The organism is Shewanella sp. W3-18-1, from assembly GCF_000015185.1.
GTDB classification, from domain to species: Bacteria; Pseudomonadota; Gammaproteobacteria; order Enterobacterales; family Shewanellaceae; genus Shewanella; species Shewanella putrefaciens.
On record NC_008750.1, the window covers coordinates 1,129,383 to 1,148,858 of the forward strand.

General features: G+C 47.3%; 15 protein-coding genes. 13 read left to right on the plus strand and 2 right to left on the minus strand.

The annotated features are described in order from the left end of the window. Positions 1–59: 59 nt before the first annotated feature. The 7 genes from cobO (at position 60) to SPUTW3181_RS05130 (ending at position 7,700) form a co-directional block, all read left to right on the plus strand. Positions 60–683: a cob(I)yrinic acid a,c-diamide adenosyltransferase gene (gene cobO / locus SPUTW3181_RS05090; protein WP_011788366.1), complete on the plus strand. Its 624-nt coding sequence runs from the start codon at positions 60–62 to the stop codon at positions 681–683. A 705-nt stretch (positions 684–1,388) separates the two neighbouring features. Then, entirely contained in the window at positions 1,389–2,252 is an 864-nt protein-coding gene (locus SPUTW3181_RS05100) for a tyrosine-type recombinase/integrase (protein ID WP_011788367.1), read from the plus strand. After that, positions 2,231–3,349 carry an IS91 family transposase gene (locus tag SPUTW3181_RS05105; RefSeq protein ID WP_011788368.1) on the plus strand — a complete coding sequence of 373 codons (1,119 nt, stop codon included), beginning with the start codon at positions 2,231–2,233 and terminating at the stop codon, positions 3,347–3,349. The genes SPUTW3181_RS05100 and SPUTW3181_RS05105 overlap by 22 nt, the downstream gene beginning before the upstream one ends. A gap of 338 nt (positions 3,350–3,687) precedes the next feature. Beyond that, complete coding sequence (locus SPUTW3181_RS05110; protein ID WP_041408016.1) at positions 3,688–4,005, plus strand: hypothetical protein; 318 nt, start codon at positions 3,688–3,690, stop codon at positions 4,003–4,005. Between the two features lie 121 nt (positions 4,006–4,126). Next, positions 4,127–4,306: a hypothetical protein gene (locus tag SPUTW3181_RS21515; protein ID WP_081429787.1), complete on the plus strand. Its 180-nt coding sequence runs from the start codon at positions 4,127–4,129 to the stop codon at positions 4,304–4,306. Positions 4,307–5,818: 1,512 nt separating this feature from the next. Beyond that, complete coding sequence (locus SPUTW3181_RS05125) at positions 5,819–6,856, plus strand: DUF2235 domain-containing protein (RefSeq protein ID WP_011788370.1); 1,038 nt, start codon at positions 5,819–5,821, stop codon at positions 6,854–6,856. A gap of 16 nt (positions 6,857–6,872) precedes the next feature. Beyond that, positions 6,873–7,700 (plus strand): cobalamin-binding protein, encoded by an 828-nt coding sequence (locus SPUTW3181_RS05130; protein WP_011788371.1) that lies wholly within the window; start codon positions 6,873–6,875, stop codon positions 7,698–7,700. A gap of 62 nt (positions 7,701–7,762) precedes the next feature. Here the strand turns inward: SPUTW3181_RS05130 and SPUTW3181_RS05135 are convergent, their stop codons facing one another. Next, entirely contained in the window at positions 7,763–9,154 is a 1,392-nt protein-coding gene (locus SPUTW3181_RS05135) for an NAD-dependent succinate-semialdehyde dehydrogenase (RefSeq protein WP_011788372.1), read from the minus strand. A gap of 217 nt (positions 9,155–9,371) precedes the next feature. Beyond that, a complete protein-coding gene (locus SPUTW3181_RS05140) occupies positions 9,372–10,490 on the minus strand; it encodes a glycerol dehydrogenase (RefSeq protein ID WP_011788373.1) in 1,119 nt (372 codons plus the stop codon). Positions 10,491–10,979: 489 nt separating this feature from the next. Between SPUTW3181_RS05140 and SPUTW3181_RS05145 the strand changes: the two genes are divergently transcribed. The 6 genes from SPUTW3181_RS05145 (at position 10,980) to carB (ending at position 19,401) form a co-directional block, all read left to right on the plus strand. Continuing rightward, positions 10,980–12,275 (plus strand): DEAD/DEAH box helicase, encoded by a 1,296-nt coding sequence (locus SPUTW3181_RS05145; RefSeq protein WP_041408332.1) that lies wholly within the window; start codon positions 10,980–10,982, stop codon positions 12,273–12,275. Positions 12,276–12,374: 99 nt separating this feature from the next. After that, on the plus strand, positions 12,375–13,184 hold the full coding sequence (locus SPUTW3181_RS05150) for a M48 family metallopeptidase (protein WP_011788375.1): 810 nt from the start codon (positions 12,375–12,377) through the stop codon (positions 13,182–13,184). Between the two features lie 128 nt (positions 13,185–13,312). After that, positions 13,313–13,930: an FKBP-type peptidyl-prolyl cis-trans isomerase gene (locus tag SPUTW3181_RS05155; protein ID WP_011788376.1), complete on the plus strand. Its 618-nt coding sequence runs from the start codon at positions 13,313–13,315 to the stop codon at positions 13,928–13,930. Positions 13,931–14,002: 72 nt separating this feature from the next. Beyond that, positions 14,003–14,815: a 4-hydroxy-tetrahydrodipicolinate reductase gene (dapB, locus tag SPUTW3181_RS05160; protein ID WP_011788377.1), complete on the plus strand. Its 813-nt coding sequence runs from the start codon at positions 14,003–14,005 to the stop codon at positions 14,813–14,815. Positions 14,816–14,988: 173 nt separating this feature from the next. Continuing rightward, entirely contained in the window at positions 14,989–16,149 is a 1,161-nt protein-coding gene (gene carA / locus SPUTW3181_RS05165; RefSeq protein WP_011788378.1) for a glutamine-hydrolyzing carbamoyl-phosphate synthase small subunit, read from the plus strand. A gap of 27 nt (positions 16,150–16,176) precedes the next feature. Beyond that, complete coding sequence (gene carB / locus SPUTW3181_RS05170; protein WP_011788379.1) at positions 16,177–19,401, plus strand: carbamoyl-phosphate synthase large subunit; 3,225 nt, start codon at positions 16,177–16,179, stop codon at positions 19,399–19,401. Positions 19,402–19,476: the final 75 nt, after the last annotated feature.

Consider the following 19,476-nt stretch of genomic DNA (forward strand, 5'->3'; position numbering starts at 1 on the left):
GTTTTAGAAGCATAAGTTTTAAAAGCAGACATTTTTAGCAGCAGAGTGAAGAGAAGACCATGACAGCACAGAACGACAACGAACAAGCGCAAATCAAGGCCGAACGCCACAAGGCTCGCCAACAGAAAGTGAAAGCCGGTGTGGATGCTAAAATTGCCGCTGCCCAAGAGGAGAAGGGGATTCTACTGGTGTTAACCGGTAACGGTAAAGGCAAATCGACCTCAGGTTTTGGCACAGTGGCCCGCGCCGTCGGTCACGGTAAAAAAGCCGCGGTAGTGCAATTTATCAAAGGCACTTGGGAGTGCGGTGAGCGCAATTTACTCGAAGGCGCAGGGGTTGAGTTTCATGTAATGGGCACAGGTTTTACTTGGGAAACCCAAGATAAAGAAAAAGATACCGCCGCCGCTGTACTCGCTTGGGAAGCCGCCGAAAAGCTGCTGCAAGATGAGAGCATAGATTGCGTGATGCTCGATGAACTCACCTATATGGTGAGCTATCACTATTTAGATGTGGAGCGTGTGCTTAGCGCACTTAAAAATCGTCCACCCATGCAGCATGTGATTATTACGGGCCGCGCTTGTCATCGCGCGATTATCGAGCTGGCTGATACTGTCAGCGAAGTGCAACCGATTAAACATGCCTTTGAAGCCGGAATAAAAGCGCAGCCGGGATTTGATTATTAAACTGAGTGTGTTGTTATCACCATAAAGAGATATTTTATTCATATTGGGCAGATATAAAATGGCGGCCATGCCGCCAACGATAACTGGTGTAACAATGGCAATCTTAACGAACCCTCTAGCTGTTCGTTTAGCTAAAAAGCTAATGCCCCAAAGCAAGACAGTTGAGTTACGCGCATTCCGTATTAATTGTCATTGCTTCCCCAGTGACACGCCGTAAATATATCCCTATAGGCTCGACGGCGACATCCATGTCGCCAACGGTCACTGGTACACCAATGCCAATCTTAACTAACCCTCTCGCTGCTCGTTTAGCTAAAAAGCTATTGCCCCATTCCGTGTTTCGCCTCGTTAGCTCAACCAAAAATTCCCACTCCTGCTGCTATACAAATTTTTATCTATTTGCCTATGTTTTGCCTTACCAGAAATCGACTAACAATGTATGGGTATACAGTCATATTTAAATTTAGATGTTTTTGAGTGTTTTTACACTCATTAGTTTGCGCGTTTTTCCAGATGGTGTATTTGATAGAAAGCTGATAAGTTCTTTACATACAGATAGTTAACTTTGCGCGTTTTAACTGGTCTAATGAGGTAAACGCGCATGCGCACTAATAAAATGTTGAACTAAGCCGCTGCGCGGAGCCTAAAACGATCCACTGCTCCACACTTACTCCTAGGGATAATCCCTCACCTAGGAGGTCTACCATGTCATCACTTCTGCAACAATTCCATGATGAGATTAGTTTACGTGGTTACTCGGCCCGTACGCGTAACGCTTATTTGTATGCCATCACCCAACTGCAGCAGTATGCCAACCAACCGCTCGATAACATTACGGATGAGCAGCTTACGGCTTATTTCCGTTACTTAAATCTTGAGCGGCATCATTCCAGAGCCACCTTAAAGTTACAGCTTAATGGCATTCATTTTTTCTATGAACATGTCCTAAAACGTGACTTTACGATTCAGCTAAGTTTACCTAAACGTCCGCACAAACTGCCGCAATTGCTGAGTTGCCAAGATATCGCGGCACTGCTGTACCACTGTCAAAGCCTGAAACAACGCGCCATGTTGGCGCTGTGTTATGGTTGTGGTTTACGCGTCAGTGAGTTAACCCATATTAAGGTTGCTGATATCGATGGGCAGCGGCAGTTGCTCAAAGTGTGTCAAGGCAAGGGGGCCTGCGACCGCTGGGTGATTATTTCACCGACCTTACTCACCCTGTTGCGTCAGTATTGGCAAGCGTATCATCCCGTCGAATGGTTGTTTGCCTCGACCTATCATGATGTGGTTTATCCGCTGCATGAGTCGACCTTTCGTAAAGCCTTAGCGAAGGCGGCTCGCTTAGCGGGTATCACTAAGCCGTGCAGCCCACACAGCCTAAGGCATGCTTATGCGACCCATCAATTACAAGCGGGTATGCCCCTTCATCAATTACAGGCCCAACTTGGTCATCACAGTATTAAGTCCACCGAGCGCTACTTGCATTGGTCGCCGGAATTGGGTCATCAAGGGTGTGACTTGCTAGCAAGTCTTGGGGGGATGCAATGGCAACCACCTACCATTTAAGCGATATCCTTCATCAGCACTTAGCCCACTACCAACAGCAGCATAAACTGACCGAACAGCAAGCCTTAGTCTGCCAGCATATTCAGCAGTGTCGCACGCAAACCTTAGGCATACAGCAATGGCGTTGTGATACTTGCCAATATGAGCAGCAGGTATTTTGCTCCTGTGGTGACCGGCATTGTCCTCGTTGCCAGGGAAGGCAGACACAAGCATGGATTGCTGCGCAACAGGCGCAAGTCTTGCCTTGTCGCTATTTCCATTTGGTCTTTACCTTACCCCACGAGTTGAACATCTTGGCGCACTACGCTGCCAAGCCGCTATACAGCGCCCTGTTTGAGTCGGTGTGGCAGACGCTTGCGCAGTTTGGTATGAAGCGAAAACACCTTCAGGGTCAATTGGGTTGCACTATGGTGCTGCACACGTGGGGGCAAACCTTGAGTCAGCATATTCACTTGCATTGCTTAATCCCGGGTGGGGTGCTGACGTCAGCGGGAGATTGGCATAGCGTGAAAACGGATTATCTGTTTCCGGTGAAAGCCTTGTCCACCGTGTATCGGGCCAAGTTATTACGGGTGCTTCGACAACATGAGCTGGCTATCCCTGCGGCTGACACCTTAATGGCAAAACCGTGGTGTGTTTACAGCAAAGCGTGTCTGAGCCGCGCTGAAACCGTGGTGGAATATCTCGGGCGTTATACCCGTAAAGGCATGCTGCATGAATCAAGAATTGCCGACGTCACCGCAGAGCATGTCAGTTTTTACTACAAGGACTATCGTGACGGTCAGCAGCATAAGCAAATGCGGCTAAGCTGTGATGAGTTTATCCGCCGTTACTTATTACATGTGTTGCCCAAAGGGCTGATGCGAGTGAGACACTTTGGTTTTCTCGCCAACGCTTGCCGCCGTAAAAAGCTCGCGCTTATCCAGCCGCAATTACGTAAGCCGCAGGTGGTATTGGTGAGTCCTTTAGTTAAGGAGGACTGTTTGTGGTCATGTCCGCAATGCCAGTTAGGTCATTTACAGTTTATTGGGCTGATAAGACAGCAGGGATTAGTGATGATTAACAACCAAAGTCAGCCAATATGCCTGTCAGGATAACCCCTCCCTCAAGACGTAGCGTAACCGACAGCGAAAAGCAGCCAGTCTTATGGGGTAAGCCAGTGAGGGGATAGGGTGTGAGTGTCAGCCTGAATGCGGGGCCCAAATGCTGTCAACCAAGGTCAATAATCAGTCGAAAGTTAGCGTAAAAGAATGAGAAAGCTAAAACGATATCAAGTGATTACCCATCAAACTGTATAAAAAACCGCTACCGCAAAAAAGCAAATTCCTATAGCATCATTCATACCCATTTACACGGATGTGGCAGCGGCCAAGTCCAACAAGCGATTTATGCCCTGCAAACAGCGCAGCGCATAAATACTAAGACGTTATAAGTCATGATGAATTTCACTGCCATAGAAAAGGAAGCCTTGCTCAAGTCGATCCAATATTGGATTGATAAGTGGGATTTTGAATGCCCCACATTGTTTGGTCTCGAAAAGCCCGACCTGATAGAGGTTGTAAAGAAGTGGCCGGCCTCATTGAGCACCGATGAGGAGCGCACTTTGATTGCATGTCTTGGAAGCCTTCGAGAACTATTACATGGTGCGAGCGCTGTTTCCAGGGCAGTAGTGCCTGAAATAATAGGCATCCAGTACGAAGAGGCTTCGGCTTTGTGCGGGAAAATTCACAGTGAGTGCCAAAATGCCTTATAACAAGCCGCTCAAATTCGTTCCGGCCACAAAAGGCGTGGCCTCCACCGGACTCGCTAACGCTCGCCGTTTAGCGGGGCGTTAGTAGTAAATGAGCATCGAATCTAAATTAAAAGGAAGTGTAATGAAAAAAAGTATTTCGTATTATTTTGGAGCAGCTTTTATCATGCTTTTAGGGTTGGCCTATAACGTTATAGAGCAAGACTTTTTTGGTTCGGGTATATTTTTAGTTTCTTCAATAGTATTTCTGGCTATAGGTATACTAAAAAAACGTTCGCCTTCAAAATCAAACAGCGTTGCATAATATGCTACTAACAAGTTGCCTAAGTTCGCCGCTAAAAATCGCGGCTGGGACAAATACTCACAGGGCTTCGCCCAACGACGTTCGCATTTGCCCCTTGGCAAAGCGTTATGAGTCTCGTACATATTGAACACATCTTGCAGTAATCGTTGTAGAAATTGCAGTACCAACGCTAGTGGTACTGCTAAATCAATGGTCATGGAGGACATTGAAGAATGTTGGAAAAAGTAGAGCAAATACTTGATAAGAATCATTTATCTTATAAAAATGTAGGCAATTCACTTCACCTAAAGTTGGCTCGAGCAGGTGGAAAAGTCACAATCAAATATGACTACTCGATAAATTCGTACCTATATAGTTGTAATGAATACCTATTAAGCTTCTCTAGTCTCATTTTCTTTGTTATATCTTTCAGCACGTTATATCAGCCTGACAAACAAATGTGGTCTGGCTATGTGGCTGGGTGCATGTTTGCAGCAGCAGTGTTCAATCTATTCCAAATAGTACTGGCTCACATACAAATGTTGGATTTGAAATCTCAATTTAGAGAAGTGGGTGTTTATCTCAAGTCCGGCTCATAACAAACGCCTCAAGATGGACTGTCAACGCGTGGCGTTTCCAGTCCCAATGAGCCGTAGTGGTTGCAGTTGTTTCGTTTGAGTTTAGTGGTAATGCGTTGTCAGCCCCTTAGGCGGGCGTTAATCCATAGAAATTTTTATACGAAACTGACGAGTTAGAGTTAATGCTTTAACTCGGAATATGTCCAAAACTGTGTTGCGTATGTCTTTTAAATCTACAGGTTACGCTAAAGCCAAAACGGTGAGCCATGGTGATTTGCGAGACGACCGTCCGCCCTATGGACGGGGCAGTCGAGCATCCACGGATGGACTTGAACAACATCCCTGTTTAACTGCCAGTTCGCCGTCCATGGCTCTCGTTCATAAGCTCAGAAACCCTAGGTTTCTATTCACCGAGTCGACGAGCAAATGGCATGGCAAACCTATAAGTCGGGGCCTATGCATTAAGTTCCCTACAGCTTAAGTTATAAGTCACTCAATCGTACTATTCGTGCACTTTTGTCCCAAAGCGTGCAGCATAAGCTTTTTAAGTCTACAGGCTACGTCAATGCTAAATAGGTGAGCCATCACCGTGTCGTCGAGCAAATACCATGGTTCGCCCTTCAATAGGAGCCTGCATTTAATAACTAAGCAATAAGTCATTTAGTGATATTAGCCCTTCTATATTTAACGCTCCTCTGTCCAACGCTTGTTAAACGAACATTACATATGCAAACTGTAGCGGCATCTTATTGTTCTAATTTGTCAGCTTAGGTTTTTATGTCACTATAGGTTTTTTGCCGCGATGTTAGCATGTAAAGCAAGATGAGCTTTTAACGCCTTGAATCGCCAGCAAACAAGGATAGCGAGGCTGTTATTCCTTGGTAAAACCCGTTAGCGTCTGTATCGACAGCTTTTTACCTGTGAGATTGGGCATCTGTGACTCAAGGATGATGCGATGAATAAACGTATTGTGATTTGTGCCGATGGGACTTGGAATCGGCCCGAGAAAGATCTTAAGGTCGATTTCCCAACCAATGTGCTGCGCCTCGCGCGGGCGATTAGCCCCTTGGCCAGTGACGGCAAACCCCAGCAAGTGTTTTATGACTGGGGTGTGGGTTCCTATTACGATCAAACCATCGGTGGTGCGACAGGGCGCGGTTTACATAAAAACATCATGGATGGTTATCGCTATATAGTGCAAAACTATTCCCCCGGCGATGAGATTTACCTCTTTGGCTTTAGTCGTGGTGCTTACACAGTGCGTTGCCTGTGTGGCTTGATTAATAACTGCGGCATACTCAAACGTCCCGATGCGGCGTTGATTCAACAAGCTTTCGACCACTATAAAAAAAGCAGTGCGCCCTTTGCGCCTGATGGTGAAAAATCCCTCGAGTTTAGAGCGAGATACAGTCATGAATCTCGGGAAATCAAGTTTGTTGGCGTGTGGGATACCGTGGGTGCTATGGGGATCCCTATCTCGTTTTTAGGCTTGTTCGAAGATAAAGACGAGTTTTACGATACTAAAATTGGCCGCAATGTGCGCGTTGCCCGTCATGCCTTAGCCATAGATGAACACCGCAGTGATTTTGAGCCGACCATTTGGCAACTACGCGACAATATGGACATGCAGCAAGTGTGGTTTGCGGGTGCCCATAGCAATATTGGCGGCAGTTATAAACCTGATAAAGACGGCTCATTGCTGTCGGATATTGCACTGTTGTGGATGATATCCGAGGCGCAGAAATTTAATTTAAGCCTAGAGCCACATTTAACGGCAAGTTTACATCCTAATCCGCTCGCGACTTTACATGACTCACGGCGCAGTTTTTATCGGATAAAGCAGGCGTACTTGCGGCCACTGGATCCTTCGACTGTTCCTGTGTTACTGCACCATTCAGTGAAAATCCGCTGGGAGCGAGACCCCCAATATCGGCCAAAAAATCTAAAAGTTTACTTGGATCGCTATGGCTGGCCGACTGAGCTAATCAATTAACCACTTAAGGAATAATATGTATATACAAGGCGTTATTGGGCTGTTTTTCTGTCTATATCTGTTGTGTTCGACTGATGTACTGGCGCAGCCCGCTAAACGCATTATTGCGCTCTCTCCCCATGCGGTGGAAATGCTTTATGCCATAGGCGCGGGCGATACGATTGTGGCCGCAACCGATTATGCGGATTATCCTGAGGCTGCAAAAAAGATCCCGCGTATTGGCGGTTACTATGGCATTCAAATGGAGCGGGTACTAGAGCTTAATCCCGATCTGATTGTGGTGTGGGATTCGGGTAATAAAGCCGAAGATATCAACCAGCTTAGGACGTTAGGATTTAATCTTTATGGTAGCGATCCTAAAACCTTAGAAGGCGTCGCCAAGGAGCTTGAAGAGTTAGGCCAACTTACGGGGCATGTTGAAGAAGCAAGCAAGGCTGCGGCCGCTTATCGCGCTGAGCTTATCCGATTGCGGGTTGAAAATGCTAAAAAATCAGAACCTAAGGTATTTTATCAACTCTGGTCTACCCCCTTAATGACAGTCTCTAAAAACAGTTGGATCCAAGAGATTATGAGTGTGTGCCATGGACAAAATGTGTTTTACGATGCCGATAGCGATTATCCGCAGGTGAGTTTAGAAAATGTGTTACTGACTTTACCAGATGTGATTTTACAAAGTGAAGAGGAAGGCAATGTGAAAGGGGTTGATTGGCGCCAATGGCCAGAAATTCCTGCCGTTAAAAATCAGCATATTTATCAACTCAATGCCGATTTATTGCACCGTGCGACGCCCAGAGCATTACTTGGCGTTCAAGCCTTATGTGATGCCTTGGATAAAGCACGTTAAATAAAACGCCTGACAGATTATTCCGTCAGGCGTTTAGTCTGATGCCACTATTTTCTAAGCGTTTAGAAAGGTGCGTTGATATCAACCACATTAATCAGCTTGTGGTTTACAAACTCTTTCAATCCTAAATCGATCAACTCGCGGCCATAACCTGAGCGGCGAACCCCACCAAAGGGTAAGTCGGCCTTGACCATAGTTGGATGATTGACAAACATCATGCCTGTGGAAACCTGCTTAGCGACCGCGAGCCCGCGTTGGGTATCGGCGGTAAACACTGAGCCACCCAATCCAAAAGGCGAGTCATTAGCGATGGCAATCGCCGCTTGCTCATCTTTTACTCTGTGGATACTGGACACAGGACCGAAGAATTCCCAATAGTAGGCGGGGTTATCTGGCGTCAGGTTTGTCAGTATTGTTGGCTGTACAAAGGCGCCTTGCTGCGGCACTTTAGGACCCACTTCGGTCGCGGTTGCGCCGTGTTTTACGGCATCACGGATTTTTTGCTTCAACTCATCGGCCGCGCCTTGGGAAGACAGTGGTGCCAGCGTAGTGGCCGAGTCCATAGGATCGCCCGCTTTTAGTGCTTCGATCCCCTTGATATAGCCCTTCATAAATTCATCGTAAATGGCTTCAACTAAGATCATCCGCTTAGATGATGTACAGACCTGTCCCGCGTTCCAGTGACGGCCAAACACTGCCCAGTCGATGGTTTTAGGCAGATCGGCATCTTCAAGTACGATAAAGGCATCTGCACCACCCAGTTCTAGGGTGGATTTTTTCAGTGCCTTACCCGCCAGAGCTGCAATGATCGATCCCGCATCTTCAGATCCCGTGAGCGCAACACCATGCACTTTGGGCGAATTGATGATCTGTTCTATCTGCTCTCGGGTGGCATACAGATTTTGGAATGCACCTGAGGGCAGTCCGGCATCGCGCATTAAGCCTTCAAAGGCCGCTGCGCACTGGGGCACGTTGGATGCATGTTTGAGTAGTAAGGTATTTCCGGCGGCAAGCTGCGGCGCTAAGATGCGCGCAATTTGGTAGTAGGGAAAGTTCCAAGGTTCGATAGCCAATAATACACCCAGCGGTTCGTTAACCAGTATCGCTTCACCTTCGGCGGGATCGGCAACCGGCAGTTTTTGCGGTGCCAGCAGTCGCTCGGCATGTTCGGCGTAGTATTCGAAAATTTGCGCCGACAGTTCAACTTCAGCTTCGGCTTCTGCTGTGACCTTGCCCATTTCTAAGGTCAGTAGATTGGCGTATTTGGACTTGTTGTCTCTGAGGATCTTCGCTGCCTTAGATAGTATTGCGGCCTTGTCGGCAAAGGGAGTGGTTCGCCAGCTTAAAAATGCCTGATGGGCGGATTCTATCGCCTGTGTGACTTCGGTATCTGTTGCATTTGGAAATTCTTTGATGAGCTTTCCCGTAAAGGGATTGGTTGTTGCATAAGCCATATGTGCCTCCAAGCGTTTAACAAATAGAGCGTAAATGCCAGCTTTGGCATCGAGGGTGGAAATGTCTTGTTTGTTGTGGACTCCCTTGCCATTGATTATGTGGCAAGGAAGCCTAGGATGAGCGGTAAACTCGTGTGGCAGCAGGAACTATTCAAGTAGTATTAATTAATAAAATCAGATGGTTGCTACCTACGGTGTACACGTCATATTGTTACGGTTAACAAGCTTCAGCTGTTTTATAGCGTTCAGCCATGGCATTGGTGGCTATCATGGCTTGATAGACGTCATCTGCGGTTAATTTCATCGGCATATTGCCCATAGTATCGCCCTCAGCACAGGCTATCTCAGCCACTTTGCGCCACTCGGCCTCGATAAAGGTTTTCAGCCCTAAATCTGCGAGAGTGAGCGGTAGTCCCGCTGTTTTGATAATGCGGACAACGTTATCGATTTCGGCTTTGGGGGCATTTTCGAGCACGAGCTGAGTTAGCAGCCCAAAGACGACTTTCTCGCCGTGCTGAGCTTTATGTAAGTCTGCCACCGCTGACATACCATTATTTACGGCATGGGCGGCGGCTAACCCGCCTGCTTCTGCACCAACACCACTGAGATAGATGGTGGCTTCAATGGTTTGCTCTAGCGCAGGTGTGACTATTTTGTTTTTAACTGCGTCCATAGCAGCTTCAACATTTTCAGTCAGTAACTGATAACAAAGTTGGGCCAATCCCAGCCCTGTGCGGGAAGGCTTTTTCAGGACTAGGTTGACGCCATCCGATTGATAGCAGGCACGAGCTTCAAAATAGGTTGCCAGTGCATCGCCTATGCCTGCCGCAAAAAATCGGGCCGGAGCCGCGGCGATAATAGCAGTGTCGGCAACGACAGCATCTGGGTTCTGTGGCAGAAACAGATAGCGTTCAAACTCACCGGTTTCGGAGTAGATCACTGCAAGTGCAGTACAAGGCGCATCGGTTGAGGCAATTGTAGGGTACAAGATGACAGGCCGTTTTTGATAGAAGGCGACGGCTTTGGCGGCATCTAAGGTTTTTCCACCACCAACTCCAACAATGACGTTGGTATGATGCTGCTCTGCCAGCGCGCCTAAGCGCTTTATCTCGGCTTCGCTGCACTCATAGTTGAATTGTTCGAGGTGGCTGCTGATCCCATTTTGATCTAGCCCAGCGACCGCTTCATTCTTCACGCGGCTGAGGATAAATTCATCGCAGATGATAAAAGCATTGTCACCAAAGTCCTTAACATAATCATGCATTTGAGCTAATAGGCCCTTGCCGATAATAAATTTTTTAGGGGAAGTGACGGTACGTGGAATGACAGTACTCATAGAGCCTCCTTGGCACTGATAATGGATTATCCTTTCAATCTGACTCTAACATACACCCAATTTAATGTATTAGGCAAAGTATCGGTGATATTTTTATTTTCCAGAGTAAATTGCTGTATTTTTGTTTTATTTTGATTTTTATAACTTATTTTTATAGTTAACATATTACTAACGTCTTTTATGTTGACGTTTTTAGTGGAAGGACTGTACGCCTTTGAGTTTACTTTTATTATTTTATTTACAAGTGGTTACAGTGTTTCCGCGAAACGGTCAAAATGCATAGATCAAAATAGTGCGGTGAGAGTGAGAATAGGGGAAAGCTTATTATATCTGTGCTTAAATAATGCCTTAGGCAAAAAAGGTTTACGTAAAAACGCTTAAACACGTTCTTTTAAATAAGTTCCTCTAAACAAGTGCCCTTAAACTAAATTGGTATTATTAGGTGACACTCAGTAGACTTTCGCTCCCATGTTTTTATCCGGTGTTGTCATGACCTTCTCCGAATTTTCGTCATCCTCTGAGTCACTCACTTTTACCAAACTTGGCTTAAATTCGGCCTTGATTAAGGCATTACCTGCGATGCTGCAGTGTCCTACTCTGGTACAGCAATTGGCTATTCCTGCCATATTAGCGGGGCGTGATGTGTTAGCGTTGGCGCAAACGGGGAGTGGCAAGACCTTAGCATTTGGTTTGCCCTTATTGCAGTCGGTTTTAGAGCAGCAGGCTCAAGCACTGATAACGGCTCAAGCATTGGTACTCGTGCCAACAAGAGAGTTAGCGCAACAAGTGACCCTGGCACTGCAAGCTGTGGCGCAGCCTTTGTCAGGGGCGATGAAAATTCAAACCCTTTGCGGTGGCGTGGACATCGATAATCAATTAATTGAGCTTGCAGAGCGGCCTCAGATTTTAGTGGCAACCCCTGGGCGTATACTGGATTTATGTAAGCAATCCCACATTACCCTCGACTCGATAAAGCACCTTGTTTTGGATGAGGCAGACCGTCTATTGGAAATGGGTTTCTGGCCTGATGTGCAAAAGTTGATTGCGTTGATGCCCAAACATAAGCAAACCTTACTTTTTTCAGCCACGCTGCCCGAGGCTTTGAATACATTGGCGAGTCAATTGCTGATCAATGATCCATTACGCGTTCAAGCCCACAAGGCTAATTCAGTCGTCCCCCATATTGAAGAACAGCTCTATTTGGTGAATAAGGGCAGTAAAACACAGGCATTGATTGCCCTGCTAAAACAATATCAATGGCCGCAGGTGCTGGTGTTTATTAGCGCCCGTGATGATGCTGATGCGGTCGCTAAACGGCTCGCAAAAGCGGGGATGAAAGTCGCTGCACTACACGGTGAGAAAGATCAAACGGTGCGCAGCCAAACCTTGGCCGACTTTAAAGCCAAACGCATTCAAATATTAGTGGCGACAGATTTGATGGCGCGCGGCATTCATATCGATGCCTTGCCTGTGGTGGTCAATCTTGATTTGCCCATGAGTGCGCCTGTGTATGTACATCGAATCGGCCGTACTGCGAGAGCGGGCACCAAAGGGCTGGCGATTTCCCTTGTATGCCATGGTGAAATGGCAACCTTAACAACGATTCGCGGTTTAACCGAGCGAGCGTTACCGCTGACATTATTGGCTGATTTTCCGGTAACAGATAAGCCGAGTGAACAAGCCAGTGATGGTAAGGTTGAACGTAAGCGGCCACCGCGGGATAAACAGGCCAACCGCCGTAGCATAAATAAGCACAAGGCTAGCGAGTTTAAAGGTAAACGCTAATCCCATTTGGCTTATCGGCCTTATCTCAGTAAAATCATTTCATTCGCAGAGTCCTGAAAAGACTTCGTCATGTGATCAAAGGATTTGGGAGAGTTCTACATGAAATCAAAACGATTAAGCTTGATGGTGATCACTGTCATGCTCGGATTATCGGCCTGTGCAACCACAAAATCGCCAACAGGAAGGGGTCAGACTCTGTTGTATTCATCAGCGCAAATGCAGCAGATGGGTGATGCCTCTTTTGAAGAGATGAAAAAGCAACTGAAGGTGAGTAACGATAAAAAGCTGACACAATATGTTAATTGTGTGGCTAGCCGCATTACGGCGGTATTGCCAGATCAGACCCAACGCTGGGATGTAGTATTGTTTGACTCTGAACAAGTCAACGCGTTTGCCTTGCCGGGAGGCCATATCGGTGTTTATACCGGATTACTTAAAGTCGCTAATGGTCCTGATCAGCTTGCCACTGTTATTGGTCACGAAGTTGCCCATGTACTGGCGCAACATGGGAACGAACAGGTGTCCCGTGGGCAGTTAACGGGCGTTGGCATGCAAATAGCCGATGCAGCGTTGGGGGCGAGTGGAGTGTCGAATCGTGACTTGTATATGTCAGCTCTGGGGTTGGGTGCCCAAGTTGGGGTTATTTTGCCCTTTGGTAGAGCCCAAGAAAGTGAAGCCGATGTGATGGGGGTAGAGTTGATGGCGCGTGCAGGTTTTGATCCCGCACAAAGTGTTGAACTATGGCAAAATATGTCGAAAGCGGGAGGAAGCCAAGGTATTGAATTGTTATCGACTCATCCATCAAACAGCAACCGTATTGCTCAGTTGCAACAACTTCAAAGCCAAATGCAACCGCTATATCAAAGCGCAAAGGTCAATGTTAAAAACCAGTGTGTTGCACCTAAATAACAATAATAGACAATTTCTATAATGAGTTAGCCCAGAAAGTTAAATAAGCAGTCAGTTTATCAGCATAAGCCTTCGAACTATGCTAAACTGGCGCGCAAAATTCCACTGATAATTGAGAGTCGTTAATTATGTCTGATAAATTCAGTACTGTTGAACAGCAAGCAAGCTACGGCGTAGGCCGTCAAATGGGTGAGCAACTGGCCGCTAATTCTTTTGATGGTGTGGATATCCCTGCCGTTCAAGCAGGTTTAGCCGATGCGTTTGCCGGTTTAGAAAGTGCAGTATCTATGCAGGACTTGCAAGTTGCCTTCACTGAAATCAGCGGTCGAATTCAAGCTGCTCAAGAGCAAGCTGCTGCAGCTGCGTCTGCAGAAGGCGAAGCGTTTTTAGCGCAAAACGCTAAGCGTGAAGGCGTAACCGTGACTGACTCTGGTCTGCAATATGAAGTATTAGTCCAAGGTAGTGGCGCGAAACCTACTTACGAAGACACAGTGCGTACTCATTACCATGGTTCTTTCATCAATGGTGATGTGTTCGATAGCTCAGTGGTACGTGGCCAACCGGCTGAGTTCCCAGTCTCTGGCGTAATCGCTGGCTGGACTGAAGCACTGCAACTAATGCCTGTAGGCACTAAGTTAAAGTTATATGTTCCACACCATTTAGCTTACGGTGAGCGTGGTGCAGGCGCATCAATTCCTCCGTACTCGACCTTAGTGTTTGAAGTTGAGTTGTTAGACATCGTCTAATGTGATTGAAACGCCTAAGCCTGTCTTAGGCGTTTTCTTATGGGATAGATGAACCAGTTTGAGGAGAGTGAAATGGGTGGACAAGTGAGAGTTGCAATCGTCGGTGCGGGTGGTCGCATGGGACGCACTCTTATTGAGGCGGCTTACCATCAAGAGCACATTCTTCTGGGCGCGGCAATAGAACGTGCAGGCTCAAGTCTAGTGGGTATCGATGCGGGTGAGTTGGCGGGCGTGGGTAAGTTGAATGTCATCATTATGGATTCGCTTGATTATGCGACTGATGACTTTGATGTACTGATTGATTTCACCGCACCAGACGCCAGTATTGTCCATTTAGATTGGTGTGTTCGCCATAAGAAAGCCATGGTGATCGGCACAACGGGTTTCAATCAAGCTCAAAAAATACAGATTAATGCCTTTGCCGAGCAAACACCTGTAGTCATGGCGCCAAATATGTCAGTCGGTGTCAACCTAATGTGGAAATTGCTTGAACTGGCCGCAGAGGTCATGGGCGATTATACCGATATCGAAATAATCGAAGGTCATCACAGACATAAAAAAGATGCGCCATCGGGTACAGCTCTGAAAATGGGTGAGGTGATTGCTAAAACCTTAGGTCGCGATCTGGAGAAATGTGCAGTGTATGGCCGCGAAGGAATTACCGGTGAACGTGATCGTGAGACTATCGGTTTTGCGACCATTCGTGCTGGCGACTTAGTGGGTGAGCATACTGCGATGTTTGCCGATATCGGTGAGCGTTTAGAGATCACCCATAAGGCGTCGAGTCGTATGACCTTTGCTAACGGTGCCATGCGCGCAGCCCGTTGGGTCGTGGAGCAAAAACCGGGCTTGTATGATATGCAGCAGGTTTTAGGTTTGAATTAATTCATATTAAAAAACGCCGATATGGCGTTTTTTTTTGCACCCAGTTACCAATGGGTGGACGGTTTCGCGTTTTTCCTGTAAACTCGCTGGAATTTGTCAAAATTTCGTAAAACAGCGGAAATTGGTATCTTAAAACAGCATAAAAACATTATATTTCAGTGGCTTGGCTCTTTATGGAGGTCGCGTTGACAAAGTCTGCCTTACTCGTACTCGAAGATGGAACCGTATTCACTGGCACAGCAATTGGTGCCGATGGACTCTCTGTTGGTGAAGTTGTTTTTAACACTTCCATGACAGGTTACCAAGAAATTCTAACTGATCCATCCTACTCACGCCAGATTGTAACATTAACCTACCCCCACATTGGTAATACTGGTACCAATAATGAAGATATAGAATCCTATGGGGTTCACGCTTGTGGTCTTATCATTCGCGATCTTCCACTCATCGCAAGTAGTTTCCGCAATCAACAAAGCTTAAGTGATTATCTCAAAGCGAACAATGTCGTTGGCATAGCAGATATCGATACCCGCAAGTTAACGCGTATTCTCCGTGAAAAAGGTGCCCAAGCCGGTTGTATTATGGCTGGTGCAGACTTAGACGAAGCAAAAGCCCTTGACGCTGCCAAAGCTTTCCCCGGTTTAAAGGGTATGGATCTCGCTAAAGAAGTCACGACTAAAACTGCCTATCCATGGCGTAAAGGTAGCTGGCGTTTAGTGGGCGGCTTACCTGAAGATACGCCAGCAAATGAGCTTAAATACAAAGTAGTAGCCTACGACTACGGCGTTAAGCAAAACATTTTGCGTATGTTGGTGGATCGCGGCTGCGACGTCACCGTGGTTCCTGCTAAAACCTCTGCCGCAGAAGTGTTAGCGATGAACCCAGATGGCGTATTCCTCTCGAATGGCCCTGGCGATCCAGAGCCATGTGATTACGCGATTGAAGCGATTCAGCAGATCCTGAAAACCGACACGCCAATTTTCGGTATCTGTTTAGGTCATCAGCTACTCGCGCTGGCCTCGGGTGCAAAAACCTTAAAGATGAAGTTTGGTCACCACGGTGCAAATCATCCTGTGAGCAATATCGAGCAAGGTAACGTGATGATCACTAGCCAAAACCATGGTTTTGCTGCCGATGAAACGACTTTACCCGCCAACATTAAAGTGACCCATAAGTCGCTATTTGATGGTTCACTGCAAGGTATTCATCTGACGGACAAACCTGCGTTCAGCTTCCAAGGTCACCCTGAAGCGAGCCCTGGTCCGAACGATGCCGCCCCGCTGTTCGATCACTTTATCGATCTAATCGACATATACCGTCAGAACGCTAAGTAATACGCAAGCTAGGAGAAGAGAGAAGCAATGCCAAAACGTACAGATATAAAGAGTATTCTTATCCTAGGTGCAGGCCCGATTGTCATTGGTCAGGCATGTGAGTTTGACTATTCAGGCGCCCAAGCCTGTAAAGCACTGCGTGAAGAAGGTTACCGCGTCATTCTAGTGAACTCTAACCCTGCCACTATTATGACCGACCCTGAAATGGCCGATGCGACTTATATCGAGCCAATTCACTGGGAAGTGGTCCGCAATATTATCGCCAAAGAACGCCCTGACGCGATTCTGCCAACCATGGGCGGCCAAACCGCACTGAACTGCGCATTAGAACTCGAAGCCAAAGGTGTTTTAGCGGAATTTAATGTTGAAATGATTGGCGCGACTGCCGATGCGATTGATAAAGCCGAAGATCGTAGCCGTTTCGACAAAGCCATGAAGAGCATTGGCTTAGAGTGTCCACGTGCGGGTATCGCCCACAGCATGGAAGAAGCCTACGGTGTGCTCGAGCAAGTCGGTTTCCCTTGTATTATCCGTCCTTCATTCACTATGGGTGGCTCGGGTGGTGGTATTGCCTACAACAAGGAAGAGTTTGAAGAAATCTGTTCTCAAGGGTTAGATTTATCGCCAACCAAAGAGCTGCTAATCGATGAGAGCTTAATCGGTTGGAAAGAATACGAGATGGAAGTGGTTCGTGATCGTAACGACAACTGCATCATCGTCTGTTCTATCGAAAACTTCGATCCTATGGGCGTGCACACCGGCGACTCTATCACAGTTGCACCCGCGCAAACTCTGACAGACAAAGAATACCAAATCATGCGTAACGCCTCTATGGCCGTACTGCGTGAGATCGGTGTTGAAACGGGCGGTTCAAACGTACAGTTTGGTATTAACCCAATCGATGGCCGTATGGTGATCATCGAGATGAACCCAAGGGTATCGCGCTCATCTGCGCTGGCATCGAAAGCCACGGGATTCCCGATTGCAAAAATCGCCGCGAAGTTAGCAGTCGGTTTCACCCTTGATGAGCTGATGAATGACATTACGGGCGGTCGCACGCCAGCGTCATTCGAGCCTGCTATCGATTACGTTGTGACTAAAGTGCCACGCTTTAACTTTGAAAAGTTTGCCGGCGCGAATGACCGCTTAACCACACAGATGAAATCTGTGGGTGAAGTGATGGCCATCGGCCGTACTTTCCAAGAGTCATTGCAAAAAGCCTTGCGCGGTTTAGAGGTTAGCCGTAACGGTTTAGACCCTATCACTGATATGTCTAAACCTGAAGCGATGTCACGTATTCGCCTCGAGCTAAAAGAACCCGGTTGTGACCGTATTTGGTACATTGCCGATGCGATGCGTGCGGGTCTTGGCCTTGATGAAATCTTCCGTCTGACCAATATCGACCCTTGGTTCCTCGTGCAAATTGAAGAACTGATTAAACTCGAAGGCGTTGTTGCCGAGGCGGGTTTGGCGGGGCTGGATTATGATTTACTGCGTAAGCTGAAACGTAAAGGCTTTGCCGATGCGCGTTTAGCCGATGTATTAGGGGTGAATGAAGCTGAAGTGCGTAAGCTGCGTGATAAATTCGACCTGCATCCTGTCTACAAACGTGTAGATACCTGTGCGGCCGAGTTTGCGACTGACACGGCCTATATGTACTCGACCTATGAGGAAGAGTGTGAAGCCAATCCCTCTGATCGTGAAAAAATCATGGTATTAGGTGGTGGTCCAAACCGTATCGGTCAAGGTATCGAATTCGATTACTGTTGTGTGCATGCGGCATTAGCACTGCGTGAAGACGGTTATGAAACTATCATGGTCAACTGTAACCCTGAAACCGTTTCAACCGACTACGACACCTCAGATCGTCTGTACTTCGAGCCCGTCACTCTAGAAGACGTATTAGAAATCGTCCGTATCGAGAAGCCAAAAGGCGTTATCGTGCAGTACGGTGGCCAAACGCCGCTGAAACTGGCTCGCGCCCTTGAGGCCGCTGGTGTGCCAATTATTGGTACTAGCCCAGATGCGATTGATCGCGCTGAAGACCGTGAGCGTTTCCAGCAGGCGATTCAACGCTTAGAGATGAAGCAACCTGAAAACGATACCGTGACCACAGTTGAAGGTGCAGTGATTGCCGCTGAGCGTATCGGTTATCCGCTGGTGGTGCGTCCATCCTATGTTCTGGGTGGCCGTGCGATGGAAATCGTTTACGACCAACAGGACTTACTGCGCTACTTTAACGAAGCCGTAAGCGTATCTAACGCATCGCCAGTACTGTTAGACCACTTCTTAGATGATGCGATCGAAGTGGATATCGACGCAGTCTGTGACGGTGAAACTGTAGTTATCGGCGCCATCATGGAGCATATCGAGCAAGCTGGGGTTCACTCCGGTGACTCAGGCTGTTCCTTACCGCCATACACTTTAAGCCAAGAAATCCAAGATCGCATGCGCGTGCAAGTCGGCAAGTTAGCAATGGAACTTGGTGTCGTTGGCCTAATGAACGTACAGTTTGCCGTGAAAGATAACGAAATCTATATGATTGAAGTTAACCCACGCGCAGCCCGTACTGTGCCATTCGTGTCGAAAGCAACGGGCGTGCCTTTAGCTAAGATCGCGGCGCGCGTGATGGCAGGGCAAAGCTTGAAGTCGCAAAACTTCACTAAAGAAGTGATCCCACCTTTCTATTCAGTGAAAGAAGTGGTGTTGCCCTTTAACAAGTTCCCAGGTGTTGATCCACTGTTAGGCCCAGAAATGCGCTCTACCGGTGAAGTGATGGGCGTGGGTGATACCTTCGCCGAAGCTTATGCTAAGGCGCAGTTAGGTGCCACAGCAGAGGTGCCTAAGTCGGGCCGTGCATTATTGTCTGTGCGAAACAGCGATAAGAAACGCGTTGCTGATTTAGCGGCTAAGTTAATTGAGCTCGGTTACCAAATCGATGCGACCCATGGTACAGCCATTATTCTGGGTGAAGCGGGCATTAACCCACGTTTAGTGAACAAGGTACATGAAGGTCGTCCACACATTCTCGATCGCATCAAGAACGGTGAATACACTTATATCGTCAACACCACTGAAGGTCGTCAAGCGATTGAAGACTCTCGTCAATTGCGCCGCGGTGCACTGCGTTACAAAGTGAACTACACGACGACCATGAATGCTGCATTTGCCACCTGTATGGCCCATGCTGCTGATGACCGTACCAATGTGACATCAGTGCAAGAATTGCATCAACGCGTATTAGCTGAATAAGCATTACTGTTGATGTCATTTAATAAGGCCGTATAACCGAGGTTATACGGCCTTATCATTTAGGCCCATTGCGGT